The following is a 16,435-nucleotide window of genomic DNA, read 5'->3' on the forward strand; positions in this document are numbered from 1 at the left end:
TCTGGCCGAGAAAGCACGCAGATAGATCAAGTTCACGAAATAAATGAACCGTCGTTTTATTTTTATTGTTAACTGGTTTTGTAATTGCAATAATGGCGGCATCAAATACTGAGGAGACTTCCCATGAACCCAATCAGTCGTGTCGCCATCATCGGCGAATGTATGGTGGAGCTTAAAAAACATGACGGCGTGCTACAGCAAGGTTTTGGCGGTGATACGCTCAATACCGCGGTGTACCTTTCTCGTTTAACCAAACAACACGGGGTCGAAACTTCGTATGTGACGGGATTAGGGCATGATCCGTTTAGTCGTGAAATGCTAACGGCATGGCGTGAAGAGGGGATCAATACGGACATGGTCTACCTTTCTGAAGATAAATTGCCAGGCATTTACGCGATTGAAACCGCCGAAGATGGCGAGCGTAGCTTCTTTTACTGGCGTAATGATGCGGCAGCAAAATACTGGTTGCGTGAACGAGCATTGTTGTCGTTGGTGAAAGATCTTTGCCAGCATCAAATGATCTACCTGAGTGGCATTAGCTTGGCGATCATCTCGGACGATTGTCGTCAGATGTTGATTGAGCTGCTAACAATGTGCCGTAAAGAAGGTGTGAAAATCGCATTCGATAACAACTTCCGTCCTAAGCTTTGGCCTAACATCGAGCAAGCTCGTGATTTTTACTCAAAGATCCTCAGCGTCACCGACATGGCATTTTTGACCTTCGATGACGAGGTCATGCTGTGGGGAGATAAGCACGAAGATGAAGCGATCAGCCGCACGAAAAACTTTGGCGTTAAAGAGATCATTGTGAAACGTGGCGCGGACGACTGCTTTGTTGTGACGCAAGATCAACAACACACCGTTGCGGCCTTGAAGGTTGATGCTGTGGTGGATACCACGGCGGCGGGTGATTCTTTTAGTGCGGGTTATCTTGCAAAACGAATTTTAGGCGGAGACGTTGCTGAGTCTGCGCTTGCTGGGCACAAAGTGGCTGGCACAGTTATTCAACATCGCGGCGCGATCATTCCAAGCCAAGCGATGCCAACTATTTAAGGAACGATGAAATGAAAGATCTGAACCAACAACTTTCAGAAATTAAAGTAGTCCCTGTTATCGCGATCAAAGACGCAGGCAAGGCAGTGAAATTGGCACAGGTGCTGATTGAAAATGGCCTGCCATGTGCTGAAGTGACGTTCCGTACTGAGGATGCCGCTTTAGCGATCAAAAACATGCGCGAAGCGTACCCAGAGATGTTGATTGGCGCGGGAACTGTGCTGACAAGCGCGCAAGTGGATGAAGCGATTGATGCGGGCGTGGACTTTATTGTGAGCCCAGGTTTCAACCCAACTACAGTGAAATACTGCCAACAGCGTAACGTGACCATCGTCCCTGGTGTCAACAACCCAAGCTTGGTTGAACAAGCAATGGAAATGGGTCTGCGTACGCTGAAGTTTTTCCCAGCAGAACCGTCAGGCGGCGTCGCGATGCTAAAAGCATTATCTGCGGTTTATCCTGTAAAATTCATGCCAACCGGTGGCGTGAGCCCAAGCAATGTTAAAGATTACTTGTCTATTTCTTCAGTCTTAGCGTGTGGTGGTACTTGGATGGTACCCGGCGATTTGATTGACAACGAGCAATGGGATGAACTGGCGAAGCTGGTTCGTGAAGTTGCGGGAATTATCGAATAATTCCTCACCCCGGTTAGCGCCGAGAACTATCGTAGATAGTCGAACGATCTTTTGAGCAATTTGCCAACGCCTGCGGCTCCACCGTAGGCGTTTTTTTATGTGCAGTTTTGGCGAGTTAAAAACCAGCTTTCCACTAGGCGCGACACAAAACAACGCGCCCAATACGGTTTACTTACCCATTTACTTACTTAGTTTTTTGTTTCTGCCAAGTACGTTTAGAGTGCTGGGTAGGTTGTAGTAGGAACAAGCTAAACAGCAACACAATGCAGCCAATTGCGACAAAGATGGATTGAGAAGAGCCCGTTAACACGACGCCGGCAAGAATCAGTAACATGCCCGCCAACGCTGTGATGGAGCCGACATAAAGTCCTTGCTTATGATTGATAGGGGACAGCTCCTCGTCGCTGATCGGTGTGGCTAGTTGAATCGCAAGTGCAGTGCGACTTTGCTGGATTGATGGTGACTCTTTGGCATAAAAGACCCGCGTAAACAGGAAGAAGCCTCCAGTCACCAGTAAATGAACGGCAAGCGTTGCGACCACGGACAGGTCTTTGCTTTCTCTTGGCGTTAATGGCAAGGAAGAGAGCCACTGTACATCAAAGATAAACATCATAAAGAGTGATACTGCGCATCCGACCATAACGGTGGCCCACCCCGACCAGTTTGGTGTTTTCAAACTGACGAGTGCAAGCAGAGATGGGATGTTGATTGGCATCTGAATGAACGCCGCGAACACAATCATCATGTCGAACAAGCTGTAAGACTCAACAGACGCCAGCAGCAAAGCTGTGGCCGTGGCTAATACGCCAGATACTACCGTCGCAATTTTTCCAACCATCAACTGCTGACGACTGGTAGCATTTGGGTTGAACCACACTTGGTAGAGGCTTTTGACCACAATGCCAGCGTTGCGGTTGTGTGCTGATGAAAGCGGCGCAATGGTCGCGGCCACCAATGCCACCATCACCAATCCGAGTAAACCTTGAGGCATGTAATGTTGGATGTAGTAAAGATAAGCGGCGTTGTTCGCACTCTGCTCTAGTGCAGGATAGATCGCCAGTAAATCGATGTTTTGCGCTGCCACGAACCACGCTGGCATAAACCACAGTACAGGTGCAAAAACAAACAGCACACCAGCAACGAATGCGGCCTTGGTGGCGTCTTTATCGTTGGCGGTGGTCAGAAAGCGATAGCAGCTCAAGGTGTGGTTATTACTCATGGTTTGTTGCAGCAGCATGGCGATTGCCCACATCACAAACAGAGACGGCATCCTGATCTGTTCACCATAAATTGGCGTGGCGTGCGCAAATACTTCGCTTGGTGAGTCAAAGCGTTGCAGTGCGGTATAGCCGATCACTAGAGTAATGGCGATCAGCAAAATTAATTGAATCACATTCGTCACAGACACCGTCCACGCGCCTCCGCTCACGGCGATCAAAGTGACGATCACCCCCATAGCGAGAATGGTGGTCGACATCTCAATGGCAAAAACGGCAGAGAAAAAAGACGCCAATCCGTTCATCCAAATAGCACAGGCGATCAAAGTCAGCGGAAAGCTTAACCATGTGAATAGCTGTTCTGATGTGTGGCCAAACCGCACTCGAATCACTTCCATGGCGGTTTCTACGCGTAACCTTCGATAGCGACGCGCAAAAAAAGCTGCCGCGACGAAAAATCCCAACGCATTTCCCCAAAAGATGAACATCACGCTGATGCCATCTTCATACGCTTTGGCTGCGGCACCCGTAAACGTCCACGCTGAAAATTGCGTCATGAATGCAGTCGCGCCAGCCATCCACCACATCATGGTTCCTCCACCTTGAAGGAAGTCGTTCGACGAGGTGGAAAAGCGGCGAAATAGCCACGCAGCGATCCCAATAAAGAGCAGATAGATCATTACGATCATCGAATCCAATAAAGTCATGTGTCATAGCTCACGAAAAAATTAAAACACCGTTTTAAAGATCACAAAAATACCGATAAGGACTTTATCAGTACGTAATAATGAATATATTAAAACAAGATTTATTATAAAATAAAATGGTGTTTCAAAATGAAAGTTAGATACCTTACTTCTGCACTCTTACTTGCAATGACTTCTGGTTTAGCGGCTGCCGCATCGGTGGATATTCGTCATGAATATGTGCCTGATCGTGATGGTGACGAACATCGAGATCGTATTTACGTTTCTCACCGTTTCGATAACCAAATCGGTTTTAGCGTGGAAGCAAAATGGAACTACAAAGATGGTCACATGGGCAATGCAGGCCATGAAACTGGCGTGAGCTACCGTTGGAAAGCGACCGACAATTTCTCTCTAACGCCGGGCATTAACATTGATGCCAGCCCATCGGGTGCGTCAGTGTTCAAGTACAACTTGACGGGCGCGTACAAAATCAATGACGAGTGGGATGTCGCTGCGCGTATTCGTCATGGGTACAAAAATACGGACGACTCGCGTTACAACCAGCTCAACCTTTACGCAAACCGTAAGTTTGAATGGGGCAAGCTTGGCGTAGAAGCGGAGTACAAAGATATTCATGGCGGTGAAGGTGGCTGGAAAGACAAAGGTCATGATCAGCTGATCGACTTTAAAGGCGAATACACCAAGCTGGAAAGTGGCGTGATTCCATTCTTCGCTATCGCGGCTATCACGCACAAGGGTGATGGCTCAGAGTTTAAAGATGAATATGTTCCTCGTTTCCGTGTCGGTTTGAAATACAACTTCTAACAAGGAAAAGTGACCATGAAAAAACACACTTTAGCCTTGTGTCTGGCGGCCATATTGGCCCCAGCCGCACACGCTGCTGAGATTAAGGTCGAAGACCTGACTTGGAAAGCGATCACTTTTGGTCAATCGACCGACATGAATTTTGGCTCAACCATTTTGCCGGAAAAAGTCGGCGTGAACCAAGTGACGGTCAATGGTGAGGCTGTCGCGGCTGGCAAGTTAGCGTCCACATTTACCATTGAAAGCCGCGGCGGCAAGTTAGCTAACTCGCATGAAGGACTCACCTTTTACTACACCGAGCTACCAACTGATGTGAACTTTACCCTCAGTGCCGATGTGGTGCTTGAACAGCTTGGCCCGGAAACAGGCGCGACACCCAACCGCCAAGAAGGCGCAGGTTTGATGGTGCGCGACATTCTAGGTGCCGAGCGTTTAGTGCCGCAACCTGAGGGCCATGAAGAGTTTCCGTCTGCATCGAACATGGTGATGAACCTAATGCGTTCTCACACCCGCACGAACGATGGCATGACCAACATCAACGCATCGTTTCGTGAAGGCGTTTATCAACCTTGGGGAACACCGGGTAACCGTTTAAGCCGTGTCGATTATGTGGAAGGGGTGCCTTACGGCACGGCTGAAACCTACCGCATGACGCTGACACGCACCAATGATGGTTTCAAAGTCAGCTACCGTAATGGCGAAAAATTCGTTGAGCAAGCGGTAAAAGGCGCGAATGCCAATATCGTTGAAATGCAAAACTCAGACTCGCAATACGTCGGCTTCTTTGCGTCACGCAATGCAAAAATGACGGTGAGCAATGTCGATTTGCAGCTTGCTGCGGCGGATACCGTGGACGCTCCCAAATACGCGGCCAAGCAGGGAGAACTGGTATTCCAAATCGCTTCTTCACCTCGCTCTGCAACCAAAGAGTATCCGGTTCAAGCTCGTGCCAACTACTCGGGCGAATTTGAAGTTCTGCACAATGGCAAAGTGGTTGCGAAGCAAACCGTGACGGCGGGCGAGCTGTTCAGCCAGTGGCTGACACTTGATAGCGGCGCGAATCAAATGGAAGTGAGATTCACCGCCATTGACGGCCCAAACAAAGAGACACAAGCGCACCGTTACAGCGTTGACGTTGTTTCTCTGCCAGACCCAATGACGCTGTATGTTGCACCAAACGGCAGTGACAAAGGCAACGGATCTCAAGCGCAACCGCTTGATTTAGCTACCGCAGTAGAACTGCTTCCTGCTGGTGGCACCATCATTTTGAAAGATGGCGACTACCAAGGGATGGAAATCCCGCTGACGGCGAGTGGCAGTGTCGACAAGCTCAAGCACCTACGTGCGGAAGGAGACAATGTTCGCTTTGTTTCGGAACTTCGTCACGAGGCAAATTACTGGCATTACCAAGGTATTGAAGTTGCGGGTGCGCAGTTCATTGTTCATGGTAGCCACAACACCTTCGAAAAAATGGTGACACACGGCGCGCCAGATACTGGTTTCGTGATCACCTCTCCTGAAAACATTGGCCGCGCACTGTGGGCAAGTTACAACCAAGTGATTGAAAGCGAAAGCTACAACAACATGGATCCTTCGCAGATCAACGCAGACGGTTTTGCGGCCAAGATGCGCATCGGCGATGGCAACACCTTCATCCGTTGTTTGTCTCACCACAACATTGATGACGGTTGGGACTTGTTCAACAAAGTGGAAGATGGCGCAAACGGTGCGGTGACCATTTTGGATTCCATCTCGTTCAGCAACGGTCGCACACTCGATGTTGCCAACAAGGGTGGCACGATTGGTAACGGCTTCAAGCTAGGCGGCGAGGGGATTCCGGTTCCACATGTGGTGAAAAACAGCCTGTCTTTCAATAACAACATGGACGGATTTACGGACAACTTTAACCCTGGTGCACTGGTATTGAGCGACAACGTGTCGATTGATAACAAGCGCTTCAACTACTTGTTCCGTAAGAGCCCATATTCCGGCGAGATTGAGCAAGGCACGTTCACCAATAACCGTTCTTACCGATTCCACGTCAGCAGCAAATATGACGACGTGATCAACAGTGCGAAATCGACTGGCAATGCGTTGGTCGAAAATGGCACGACTTACACCAGTGATGGCAAAGCGGTCGACAGCAAAACGCTCGCGCCATTAAAGCAAGCGTCGGTGATTGATACCCAACAAGCCATTCCGGGTAAGCAAGAGGCGATGCAGCTTAAGCAACTTATTCACTAACGAGTAACCACGGGCTCTCAGGAGCCCTTTTTTTCGTCAAAACTCACCTTACAACGGTCGCATTTTTACGCTTTTCGACTTGTCAGTGACAATCTCTTTTTGGTTCTAAGATTAACTAAGGGAATGCAGCAGTGACGAGTATGGATCCGCAGTTATTTACAAGACGCTCACTATTGATCTTCATCACGTTTGAGCGCAAAAAATAAAAAATGAACCGTTGTTTTGATTTTTGTCTCAGTTAGTTTTGTTTTTTGAAAATATAATTTATCTAAATTAAAACAGCGTTTCGAGGTTTCTATTATGGAATACGATTACTTAGTAATAGCAGGCTACTTTGCCCTGATGGTGGCAATCAGCTTGCTGTTCAAAAAAATGGCAAGCAATAGTACCAGCGACTATTTCCGCGGGGGCGGTAAGATGCTTTGGTGGATGGTTGGTGCCACAGCATTTATGACTCAGTTCTCTGCATGGACGTTTACCGGTGCAGCGGGTAAAGCGTTTAACGATGGCTTCGCGGTATTGGCCGTGTTTGTTGGCAACATGGTGGCGTACGTTTTCGCTTACTTCTACTTTGCTCGCCGCTTCCGCCAAATGCGAGTTGATACACCAACTGAAGGGGTAAAACGCCGCTTTGGTAACACTAACGAGCAGTTTTTCACTTGGGTAATCATTCCATTAAGTGTGATTAACGCGGGTGTTTGGCTAAACGGTTTGGGTGTGTTTGCTTCTGCGGTATTTAATGCCGACATCGTGACTACCATTTGGGTGACTGGCCTTGCGGTATTGGCTATCTCATTGCTGAGTGGTGCGTGGGGCGTAGTGGCGTCGGACTTTATTCAAACGCTGGTAGTTGCGGTTATCTCCATTGCTTGTGCGGCAGTTGCATTGTACGTCGTTGGTGGCCCTGGCGAGATCGTTGAGAACTTCCCTGGTGGCTTCATCATGGGCCCAGATATGAACTACCCACTACTGTTAGTTTGTACGTTCATCTTCTTCGTAGTGAAACAGCTGCAAAGTATCAACAACATGCAGGAGTCTTACCGTTTCCTTAACGCGAAAGATTCGAAAAACGCAAGCAAAGCTGCGCTGATGGCGCTTGTGATGATGCTATTTGGCGCGGTAATTTGGTTCATCCCACCTTGGGCTTCAGCAATCCTGTATCCAGATGCAGCAACGCAATACTCATCATTGGGTGCGAAAGCAAGCGATGCGGTTTACCTTGTCTTCGCTCGTGAAACAATGCCTCTAGGCACCGTTGGTCTGCTCATGGCAGGTCTGTTTGCGGCGACCATGTCTTCGATGGACTCTGCACTAAACCGTAACTCAGGTATTTTCGTTCGCAGCTTCTACTCAAACATCGTGCGTAAAGGCCAAGCTTCGGATAAAGAGCTACTGCGTGCTGGTCAAATCGCATGTTTGGTGAACGGCATCCTGGTTATCATGATGGCTCAGTTCTTCAACTCACTGAAGCACCTAAGCTTGTTTGATCTAATGATGCAAGTGGCGACGCTACTTCAATCACCAATCCTAGTTCCATTGTTCCTTGGCATCATCATTCGTAGAACGCCGAAATGGGCACCATGGGCAACAGTTGTGGTTGGTATGTTTGTCTCTTGGTCAGTGGTGAAAATCTTCACTCCAGAATTTGTTGGTAGCTGGTTCGGTATGGATGAGCTAACACGCCGCGAAGCAGGTGAAATGCGCACAATGATCACCATTGCTGCTCACCTTGTCTTTACTGCTGGTTTCTTCTGCCTATCGACTCTGTTCTACAAAGAAGAAACAGACACGCACAAAGAGACAACGGCGGAATTCTTTAAAGATGTGGACACCGAGTGTGTTGCAGAAGAAGGTCAAGACATTGTTGACCGCATGCAACGCGCGAAATTGGGTACGCTGGTTATCTACATGGCCGCAGGTTTAACACTGATGGTGTTGATTCCTAACCCACTATGGGGCCGCCTATTGTTCCTTGCCTGTGCCGCGTCAGTCTTTGCTGTGGGCTACGGCTTGAAGAAGAGTGCCAAGCTAGACACGCAGCCCTCTAAAGTAGCCGCGACAACGACCCAATAATCTGAATTTTTGTTTTGGCTGCCCTCGCTTGGGCAGCCCTTTTGTGGAGATATATTATGGCTAAAGGTGATGTGATTACTCTCAACTTCGAAACGTTTGTTGATAGTGATACCCAAGTGAAAGTGACGCGATTAACGCCAACGGACGTGATTTGTCACCGTAACTACTTTTACCAGAAGTGCTTTACTCAGGATGGAAAAAAGCTGCTGTTTGCAGGTGATTTCGACGGAAATCGCAACTATTACCTGCTTAACCTTGAAACGCAACAAGCAGTCCAACTGACGGAAGGTAAAGGTGACAACACCTTTGGCGGTTTCATTTCGACGGATGAGCGTGCATTTTTCTACGTGAAAAACGAACTGAATTTGATGAAAGTCGATTTAGAAACGCTGGAAGAACAAGTCATTTATACGGTCGATGAAGAGTGGAAAGGCTACGGTACTTGGGTGGCAAATTCTGACTGTACCAAGTTAGTCGGCATCGAGATTTTAAAACGTGATTGGCAACCGCTGACATCGTGGGAAAAGTTTGCCGAGTTCTACCACACCAATCCAACTTGTCGCCTAATTAAAGTGGATATCGAAACCGGTGAGCTGGAGGTGATCCATCAAGACACTGCGTGGCTAGGTCACCCGATTTACCGTCCGTTTGATGACTCAACGGTTGGTTTCTGTCATGAAGGTCCGCATGATTTGGTGGATGCGCGCATGTGGCTGGTCAATGAAGATGGCAGCAACGTTCGTAAGATCAAAGAGCACGCAGAAGGTGAATCGTGCACGCACGAGTTCTGGATTCCAGATGGCAGCGCAATGGCGTACGTTTCTTACTTCAAAGGTCAAACTGATCGCGTGATTTACAAAGCCAACCCAGAGACATTAGAGAATGAAGAAGTGATGGTGATGCCACCTTGTTCTCACCTCATGAGTAACTTCGATGGTTCTTTGATGGTTGGTGATGGTTGCGATGCGCCAGTTGATGTTGCAGACGCGGACAGCTACAACATCGAAAATGACCCGTTCTTGTATGTATTGAACACAAAAGCGAAATCGGCGCAAAAACTGTGTAAGCACAGCACATCTTGGGATGTGTTGGATGGCGATCGCCAAATTACTCACCCGCATCCGTCATTCACACCGAACGATGATGGCGTGTTGTTTACCAGTGACTTTGAAGGCGTTCCTGCGATTTACATTGCGGACGTGCCGGAGTCTTACAAACACTGATTACGTCAAACATGATGATGAAAAACGCCCGGTGATGCCGGGCGTTTTTATTAGGATGAGAGCTGGAATCGAAAAGACATGAACCACTATTGGTTGGATTCCGCGTCTTCACGTTTAATCACTTTGTGCCCATCTTCAGACACGCCTTGCTTCCAATAGCTGCTGATGTAGATATTCTCGCGATCGACTTCTTTCTCATTGCGGAAATATCGGCGCAGCGCACGCATTGAATCGAACTCACACGCACACCATATCGAAGCGTTACCATCTAACCACTCGAGTTCGCGAACGCTATCAGCCAAGGCTTGCCCTTCGGTTAACCAAATCAACTCCATGCCTGCTGGCGCGTGTAGGGGTTGGATGTCGGCTGGAGACATCACGCTGATCACTGCATAGCCTTTGGCCTCTTCTGGCAACGTACGAATTTTCGCAGAAAGCGCTGGAAGTGCCGTCATATCGGCAGCCATGAAGAACCAATCCGCCTCAGTATTTAAGTTGGAGATGCTACCCGGCCCCACGATGCTGATCGTGTCGCCTTTTTGCGCGGCCATTGCCCAACGTGCTGCAAATCCGCATTGCAGATCTTGCGTTACGTGTCGGACGAAATCCACTTCGATTGAGCTGGTTTCTAGATGAAAGCGTCGAATTGTGTAAGTGCGCATGATTGGTCGGTCGTCTTCTGACAGGATGCTCAGATCCGCGCCGCCCATATCGTTAAACAGTAATTTGATGTAACTGCCTTCGCAGTCACGAGGAAAGTGGCTCAGCGCCTCACCTTGCAAGGTAATGCGCTGCATGTTTGGAGTGATGGTTTCTGTGTCTGTGACAACAAGCGTTTTAGGTTGAGGCTTCTTTTTCATTGTTACTTTACTCGATAATTATTCTCTTTCTCATTTAAAGATTATCAAGTTCCCTAACAAGAGGGTAGCGTCTTTAAACAAATTTACACTGTGAATTAACGCCAAAGCCTCAAGAAAAATATTACCTCTATCCTTTCTCTAACCACGTAAAGTGAGTCGTTTTTTAACCATAAATGGACTTATATCATTGGAATCGTAGACAAAAGCAACAGAGCGGCCATGCTGTAGTTGAACCCCTTAACGCGTTTATCGGTGGTCAACCAACGCTGCAATTGCATGCCTGCCGCCGTCCAAAATGTCACCGATGGCAAGTTGGCTAAACAGAAGATACCGGCGATAAAAGTCAGTTCAAGCCAAGAACCGCCGCTGGTGTATACCGTAATCGCCGTCAACGCCATCGACCAACCTTTTGGGTTCACCCACTGGAATGCGACAGCCCCTAAAAAAGACATCGGGCGAAAATCGTGTTTTGTTTCGGTTTTGTCGCTGGTGGCGATTTTGTACGTCAAGTACAGCAAATAACTCAAGCTCAATACTTTCAAAATGGAGTGGGTGAGCGGGTAGGCATGGAACAGGCTCATCAAGCCAATGCCCACCAAAATTAGCATGGCACCAAAGCCGAAGGTAATGCCCAACATGTGTGGGATAGTGCGTTTAAAGCCGACATTGGCCCCTGAGGTCATCAACATAATGTTATTGGGACCCGGCGTAAAAGTGGAGACAAAAGCGAACAACGCCAAAGCGCCCAGTTGATGATATTCCATAGATTGTTCCTTGAATCAGTTCTCGATAAGTTGAGAACAACTATAAGTAGAACTGAGGTCAATATTGTGCTTTTATTTGATGATTAGAAACTAAATAAGCAATGAAACATCATCATGGATAGATTTGACGAAAGAATATTGCAAGTGCTCAAACGAGACGGAAGAATCTCCAATGTGGAGCTGTCGGAACGCGTTGGTTTATCTCCGTCTGCAACCTTACGCCGAGTGCAAGATTTAGAGCGTAAAGGCGTGATCAAAGGCTACCGAGCGGTACTGGATAATCAGCAACTTGGTGTGGGTTTTGTCGCTTATGTGTCGATTGGTTTGGCCTCGCACTCTAAGCAGGCACAGTTGGGTTTCGAAGAGCATGTGCGTTTTGTAAACGAGGTGGTGGAATGTCACAACATCACTGGTGCGAACGAGTATTTGCTGCGTGTGGAAACACAAGATCTCGCCGCTTATAAAGCGTTTCACGCTGATGTGTTGGGTGAGTGCGAACACGTCAAGTCGATCACAACCATGGTGGTGATGGACACACCAAAAGACGAGCGCTAGCCAAACGAGAGTGACAGTTTTTGTGGCACACGAATTTGAAGTGACTCGAAAGAGTCAGTCGAGTATGAGAATGGTTCACAACAAATGCTGGAAAGCAGATGGCACTCTTACAATTTCCATATTTATTCTCACCTTCTAAATAATCCCATCCTGCTAGTTTTGCTTAAACCGCTTGTGTTTCAGAGCGGCGAGTCAGCAAAATTAAGGATGAACGATGAAATCACATGTAACACTTCCTCTTTTGAGCTTAAGCGCTGTTGCCGCATTGAGCTCATTTAACGTCAACGCCCATGGCTGGGTAGAGTTTCCAAGTGCTCGTCAAAATACGTGTTATTTAGACGGTGGCTTTTGGACCAACGAGATCCCTAACCAAGCGTGTAAAGCGGCTTTTGAAGAATCTGGCGCGTACCCGTTTGTGCAACGCAGCGAAATTGCGGCGAACGTACCAAACTACCGCGACATGGCACACGTTCAGGCGGTGGTTCGTGACGGTGAACTGTGTTCTGCCGGCGATGCGGCTAAGAAAGGCTTGAACATTCCTTCTCCAAACTGGCAGCGCACCAATGTTACGCCAGATGCAAACAACCAGATTGAATTGGTGTTTTACGGCAAAGCGCCGCACAACCCATCGTACTGGGAATTCTATCTCACCAAGCCAACTTATGATGATTCAAAACCTCTTACTTGGAGTGATTTAGATCTGATCGACACCGCAGGTGATGTGTATGTCGATGCGGAAAAACGCTACCGTATTCAGGTGACTTTCCCTGCTGATCGTTCCGGCGATGCGGTACTTTACACTCGTTGGCAGCGTATTGATGTTGCTGGTGAAGGTTTCTACAACTGTAGTGACATTACGTTAAACGGAACAGGCACGACGCCACCGACTGACCCTGTTGATCCAACCGAACCGGGCAACAATCTGACATCTCTAGGCTACTTTGTTCAGCAAGGTTTTGGGCCAGTAGAGTCTGGCGATACGGTGCGTTTCCGTACGTTTAATGCGACGGGGAATGAAATTGTCGATATTTCACTACCAATCAGCACAAACAATACGGCTACTTGGGCGGCAGAAATAGCAGATCAATTTAACGCGCAGCAAACGGGCGATTGGTATGTGGGCATTTGGCATCAAGAGATGAATCACTACATGTTCGATAGTAAGAACGTGAATGCAAACCAAGTATTAGCGCCAAGTGCAGACTTCAGTTATGCGTTGTCACTGATCAAAGCGGATGTACCGCCACCAGTTGAACCAACCAACTTGTGGGACAAGACGGCCGTTTACAACCAAGGTGATGTGGTGACGCACAACGGCAAAGAATGGACTGCCCAGTGGTGGACGTCTGGTGAGGAACCAGGCACAACGGGTCAATGGGGTGTATGGCGTTAAGCCAGTTATTTGGGCCCTGAACAGTAAAACCCTTCTCATGTGAGAAGGGTTTGTTTTTTCAGTCTAAAACGATCACTTTGGTTGAGTGGTTGTCTTGAAAATCAGAGCACATATCGTTATTCGCTTGCTCTCCACTCGCTCCAGTTGAGCATCGCGTAGTCTGCCAGTTTGAGCATCGGAATGTCTTCGTGTGTATCACCGTAGGCATAAACAGATGCAAACTCGTCGAGTGAAAACGCCGCTTTCACACGTGAGACTTTTCTTTCTAAACTGCAATCACCTTGCTGGTAAAAGCCACTCAGTTTTGGCTGTTCTGAGATCAGTTCACTGCACAGCAAGTGGTAACCGTTCGCTTCACACCAAGGCTTGAGATACGCATTGAGTGATGCCGACACCACCACAATGGTATCGCCTCTGTGTTGATGCCACGCCAACCTTTCCATCGCTTCTGGCCGTAAGTACAGCGGGATCACTTCGTGGGCAAACTGAGCGCCAATCGCTTCAATTTGCTGCGTTTCTTTCCCTGAAAATGCAATAAAACTGCTGAGTGGGCGCATAACACGAGCGGGTAACACTCCGAGTTTGTACAGCGCATAAAATGGCATGATAGCGACCTTTCCTACTCGTTTGCGCAGGCCATAAGCAGAATAGTGGAGGAAAAGGCTAAACATATCCTCTCGGGTGATGGTGCCATCAAAATCAAACAGTGCCAGTGACGGCTTAGTAGTATCGAGCAAATTCAGCGCCTATTTTTTGGTTTAAGATCGTTTTGTGTTTATTGATAAAACACCGCCAACCAGATGGTTTCTTGCGTTGGGTCAGTCCAGCTCACTTTGTGTTTGGTATGAGCTGGAATCGTAACGTGATCGCCTGTCTCAAGTCGTTGCACTACACCTGATTCAAAAGTCAGCTCTCCTGCTCCTTTAAGAACCAATACCCATTCATGTTCTTCTTGATCGTACCAGCCACTTTCGGGCGAGGTTTGCCCCGTTGAGACAATGCGTTCTATACGCAGGTTTTTGTGGGTCAGCAGGTTTTCGAACACTTCCTCGTCGAGGTTATTCGGTAAGTCTTCAAACAGGTTCATGGCCTTTCCTTAGAGAATGATCAGTCCAAAAGGCGCAAGCAATTGCTCTTGTTGCCAATCACAAATTTTAACACCAAACAGAGAAACGCGGCGAACATCCAACCCGTCCAGTTCGACATGAGTCAGATCACACTGCTCAACGTTAAAGGTTCCCCATTGTTCTGGCGAGAATTCGCAGCGAGATAAATCCGAGCCTTTGAGAGTTGCCCCTGCGAGGTTCGCACCGTTCCAACGGTTTTCAAAGAGGTCACATTTTTCTAGTAACACTCGCTCGAAGTTACAGTAGGTGAGGTTGCAGCCAGTAATAAAAGCAGAACAGAAAAACATGGTGTTACTGACGCGATTAGCAAAGTTCGCACCTTGGAAGTTTGCCCCTTTGAGATCGCACTTACGCAGCTCCAAGCCCATACAATTTGCGCCGTTAAACAGGCTCATCGCCAACATACAGTTCGTGAAGCTGGCATCTTTTAAGTTCGCGAAGCGAAAACTACACCCTTCTAGCGCTTTGGATTCGATAAAGCGACAGTCGATGAACTTAGCATCGCGCAGATCGGCATGGTCGAAACTGCACATATAAAAGTGGCAGTTTTTAAAGGTGGCATTCTGAAAATCGTGATGAGAAAAGTTTTCTCGTTCAAAAATGAGATCGGTTTTTAACATGTCTTCTCCTTAGCTGCGAGCAGACTAGCACTCCAAGTGACTGATTTTCCAGAAAAATAACTTCTTGTATTTCAGTGTTTTACAAACCCCTCAAATCGCGATTTTAAGGGGTCAAACGAGCGTTTTAAGTGAGTTGTTTTTTAAAAATAGAAGACGTAGAGGAAGAAAAAAGTTTTTGCTGGCTACGAGCCTTAGCGAGAGGATTCGTGTTTTTGAGTAAGCATGGCTTCTCACACGCACAGTTTGCATTACAGAATTGTATCCGATTTGCATAATTTGTTGATCGGTATGGCGTTTCTCTATACAAAAAACCTATATTTTTCACAAATTGATTTCCATCAAAATAGTAGGGTTTCTATGTGCTAGATTGCGCGCAGCTCAAAAAAATATAGATGCCCGTGTGCTTCAAGGCGCTGAGTTTACTTGAAATCTAAGGCCATTCAGCAGGCACACCTTTGGGTACAACATAACGAAGCCCTACAAAAGGAAATAAAAAATGAAAAAAACAATCTGCAGTCTAGCAGTGGTTGCTGCACTCGTGTCACCAAGTGTTTTCGCTCATAAACAAGGTGACTTCGTTCTTCGTGTTGGTGCGGCGTCTGTCGTTCCAAATGACAGCAGCGATAAGATTCTTGGTTCTCAAGAAGAATTGAAAGTGGATTCAAATACGCAGCTTGGTTTGACGTTTGGCTACATGTTCACAGACAACATCAGCCTAGAGCTTCTAGCAGCAACACCATTCAGCCATGATATTTCAACAGACTTGTTAGGTCTTGGTGATATCGCGGACACCAAACACCTTCCACCAACGCTTATGGTTCAGTACTACTTTGGCGAGCCACAAAGTAAGTTCCGTCCATACGTTGGTGCAGGTCTCAACTACACCATCTTTTTTGATGAAGGCTTTAACAACAAAGCGAAAAACGTGGGCTTAACTGATCTTAAGCTAGACGATTCATTTGGTTTAGCAGCAAACGTAGGCGTGGACTACATGATCAACGATCAATGGTTCCTTAACGCATCAGCGTGGTATGCAAACATTGAAACAGAAGCAACTTACAAAGCAGGTGGAGCGAAGCAAAAAACCGACGTCAAAATTAACCCTTGGGTATTTATGATCAGCGGCGGTTACAAGTTCTAAGGAAAGCGGTAGTTAC

General features: G+C 47.5%; 15 protein-coding genes. 9 read left to right on the top strand and 6 right to left on the bottom strand.

Annotated elements, in window-relative coordinates; translation table 11 throughout:
- Positions 1–123: 123 nt before the first annotated feature.
- On the top strand, positions 124–1,053 hold the full coding sequence (locus OU793_RS18000; protein ID WP_005482884.1) for a sugar kinase: 930 nt from the start codon (positions 124–126) through the stop codon (positions 1,051–1,053).
- An 11-nt stretch (positions 1,054–1,064) separates the two neighbouring features.
- The gene (locus OU793_RS18005; protein WP_005460834.1) at positions 1,065–1,688 is read left to right on the top strand and encodes a bifunctional 4-hydroxy-2-oxoglutarate aldolase/2-dehydro-3-deoxy-phosphogluconate aldolase; all 624 of its coding nucleotides are present in this window, start codon (positions 1,065–1,067) and stop codon (positions 1,686–1,688) included.
- Between the two features lie 184 nt (positions 1,689–1,872).
- Here OU793_RS18005 and OU793_RS18010 read toward each other — a convergent pair whose 3' ends face one another.
- On the bottom strand, positions 1,873–3,612 hold the full coding sequence (locus tag OU793_RS18010) for a transporter (RefSeq protein ID WP_159404259.1): 1,740 nt from the start codon (positions 3,610–3,612) through the stop codon (positions 1,873–1,875).
- Between the two features lie 129 nt (positions 3,613–3,741).
- Between OU793_RS18010 and OU793_RS18015 the strand changes: the two genes are divergently transcribed.
- From OU793_RS18015 to OU793_RS18030, 4 genes are all read left to right on the top strand, one after another.
- Entirely contained in the window at positions 3,742–4,419 is a 678-nt protein-coding gene (locus tag OU793_RS18015; RefSeq protein WP_005482845.1) for an oligogalacturonate-specific porin KdgM family protein, read from the top strand.
- A 15-nt stretch (positions 4,420–4,434) separates the two neighbouring features.
- Positions 4,435–6,663 (top strand): hypothetical protein, encoded by a 2,229-nt coding sequence (locus OU793_RS18020; RefSeq protein ID WP_031417528.1) that lies wholly within the window; start codon positions 4,435–4,437, stop codon positions 6,661–6,663.
- 300 nt (positions 6,664–6,963) lie between these two features.
- Positions 6,964–8,736 (top strand): sodium:solute symporter family protein, encoded by a 1,773-nt coding sequence (locus tag OU793_RS18025; protein ID WP_005487072.1) that lies wholly within the window; start codon positions 6,964–6,966, stop codon positions 8,734–8,736.
- Between the two features lie 56 nt (positions 8,737–8,792).
- On the top strand, positions 8,793–9,959 hold the full coding sequence (locus tag OU793_RS18030; RefSeq protein ID WP_005482890.1) for an oligogalacturonate lyase family protein: 1,167 nt from the start codon (positions 8,793–8,795) through the stop codon (positions 9,957–9,959).
- An 86-nt stretch (positions 9,960–10,045) separates the two neighbouring features.
- On the opposite strand, the gene OU793_RS18035 is transcribed toward OU793_RS18030, so the two are convergent.
- On the bottom strand, positions 10,046–10,819 hold the full coding sequence (locus OU793_RS18035; RefSeq protein ID WP_140307176.1) for a siderophore-interacting protein: 774 nt from the start codon (positions 10,817–10,819) through the stop codon (positions 10,046–10,048).
- A gap of 179 nt (positions 10,820–10,998) precedes the next feature.
- Positions 10,999–11,583 carry a LysE family translocator gene (locus tag OU793_RS18040; protein WP_017447050.1) on the bottom strand — a complete coding sequence of 195 codons (585 nt, stop codon included), beginning with the start codon at positions 11,581–11,583 and terminating at the stop codon, positions 10,999–11,001.
- A 114-nt stretch (positions 11,584–11,697) separates the two neighbouring features.
- Here OU793_RS18040 and OU793_RS18045 point away from each other — a divergent pair, with 114 nt between their 5' ends.
- Together OU793_RS18045 and OU793_RS18050 are read left to right on the top strand one after the other, a co-directional pair.
- Positions 11,698–12,138 carry an Lrp/AsnC family transcriptional regulator gene (locus tag OU793_RS18045; protein WP_005482841.1) on the top strand — a complete coding sequence of 147 codons (441 nt, stop codon included), beginning with the start codon at positions 11,698–11,700 and terminating at the stop codon, positions 12,136–12,138.
- 214 nt (positions 12,139–12,352) lie between these two features.
- On the top strand, positions 12,353–13,531 hold the full coding sequence (locus OU793_RS18050) for a lytic polysaccharide monooxygenase (RefSeq protein ID WP_069537046.1): 1,179 nt from the start codon (positions 12,353–12,355) through the stop codon (positions 13,529–13,531).
- A gap of 116 nt (positions 13,532–13,647) precedes the next feature.
- Here the strand turns inward: OU793_RS18050 and OU793_RS18055 are convergent, their stop codons facing one another.
- From OU793_RS18055 to OU793_RS18065, 3 genes are read right to left on the bottom strand one after another with little or no spacing between them, the layout of a single operon-like run.
- Positions 13,648–14,268, bottom strand: coding sequence for an HAD-IB family hydrolase (locus tag OU793_RS18055; RefSeq protein WP_015312770.1), 621 nt, complete (start codon positions 14,266–14,268; stop codon positions 13,648–13,650).
- Positions 14,269–14,306: 38 nt separating this feature from the next.
- Positions 14,307–14,618 (bottom strand): cupin domain-containing protein, encoded by a 312-nt coding sequence (locus OU793_RS18060; RefSeq protein ID WP_029826317.1) that lies wholly within the window; start codon positions 14,616–14,618, stop codon positions 14,307–14,309.
- Positions 14,619–14,627: 9 nt separating this feature from the next.
- Positions 14,628–15,278 (bottom strand): Qnr family pentapeptide repeat protein, encoded by a 651-nt coding sequence (locus tag OU793_RS18065; protein ID WP_005460782.1) that lies wholly within the window; start codon positions 15,276–15,278, stop codon positions 14,628–14,630.
- A gap of 496 nt (positions 15,279–15,774) precedes the next feature.
- Here OU793_RS18065 and ompW point away from each other — a divergent pair, with 496 nt between their 5' ends.
- Positions 15,775–16,419 carry an outer membrane protein OmpW gene (gene ompW, locus OU793_RS18070; RefSeq protein WP_025542304.1) on the top strand — a complete coding sequence of 215 codons (645 nt, stop codon included), beginning with the start codon at positions 15,775–15,777 and terminating at the stop codon, positions 16,417–16,419.
- The last annotated feature ends 16 nt before the right edge of the window (positions 16,420–16,435 follow it).

The organism is Vibrio sp. VP6 (assembly GCF_028823755.1).
Taxonomy (GTDB): domain Bacteria; phylum Pseudomonadota; class Gammaproteobacteria; order Enterobacterales; family Vibrionaceae; genus Vibrio; species Vibrio parahaemolyticus.

Bases quoted from the DNA above. Each gene is read 5' to 3' on its own strand.
- OU793_RS18035 (WP_140307176.1), bottom strand. From the start codon at position 10,819: ATGAAAAAGAAGCCTCAACCTAAAACGCTTGTTGTCACAGACACAGAA.
- OU793_RS18005 (WP_005460834.1), top strand. From the start codon at position 1,065: ATGAAAGATCTGAACCAACAACTTTCAGAAATTAAAGTAGTCCCTGTT.
- OU793_RS18015 (WP_005482845.1), top strand. From the start codon at position 3,742: ATGAAAGTTAGATACCTTACTTCTGCACTCTTACTTGCAATGACTTCT.
- OU793_RS18040 (WP_017447050.1), bottom strand. From the start codon at position 11,583: ATGGAATATCATCAACTGGGCGCTTTGGCGTTGTTCGCTTTTGTCTCC.
- OU793_RS18045 (WP_005482841.1), top strand. From the start codon at position 11,698: ATGGATAGATTTGACGAAAGAATATTGCAAGTGCTCAAACGAGACGGA.
- OU793_RS18010 (WP_159404259.1), bottom strand. From the start codon at position 3,612: ATGACTTTATTGGATTCGATGATCGTAATGATCTATCTGCTCTTTATT.
- OU793_RS18050 (WP_069537046.1), top strand. From the start codon at position 12,353: ATGAAATCACATGTAACACTTCCTCTTTTGAGCTTAAGCGCTGTTGCC.
- OU793_RS18030 (WP_005482890.1), top strand. From the start codon at position 8,793: ATGGCTAAAGGTGATGTGATTACTCTCAACTTCGAAACGTTTGTTGAT.
- ompW (WP_025542304.1), top strand. From the start codon at position 15,775: ATGAAAAAAACAATCTGCAGTCTAGCAGTGGTTGCTGCACTCGTGTCA.
- OU793_RS18000 (WP_005482884.1), top strand. From the start codon at position 124: ATGAACCCAATCAGTCGTGTCGCCATCATCGGCGAATGTATGGTGGAG.
- OU793_RS18025 (WP_005487072.1), top strand. From the start codon at position 6,964: ATGGAATACGATTACTTAGTAATAGCAGGCTACTTTGCCCTGATGGTG.
- OU793_RS18065 (WP_005460782.1), bottom strand. From the start codon at position 15,278: ATGTTAAAAACCGATCTCATTTTTGAACGAGAAAACTTTTCTCATCAC.
- OU793_RS18020 (WP_031417528.1), top strand. From the start codon at position 4,435: ATGAAAAAACACACTTTAGCCTTGTGTCTGGCGGCCATATTGGCCCCA.
- OU793_RS18060 (WP_029826317.1), bottom strand. From the start codon at position 14,618: ATGAACCTGTTTGAAGACTTACCGAATAACCTCGACGAGGAAGTGTTC.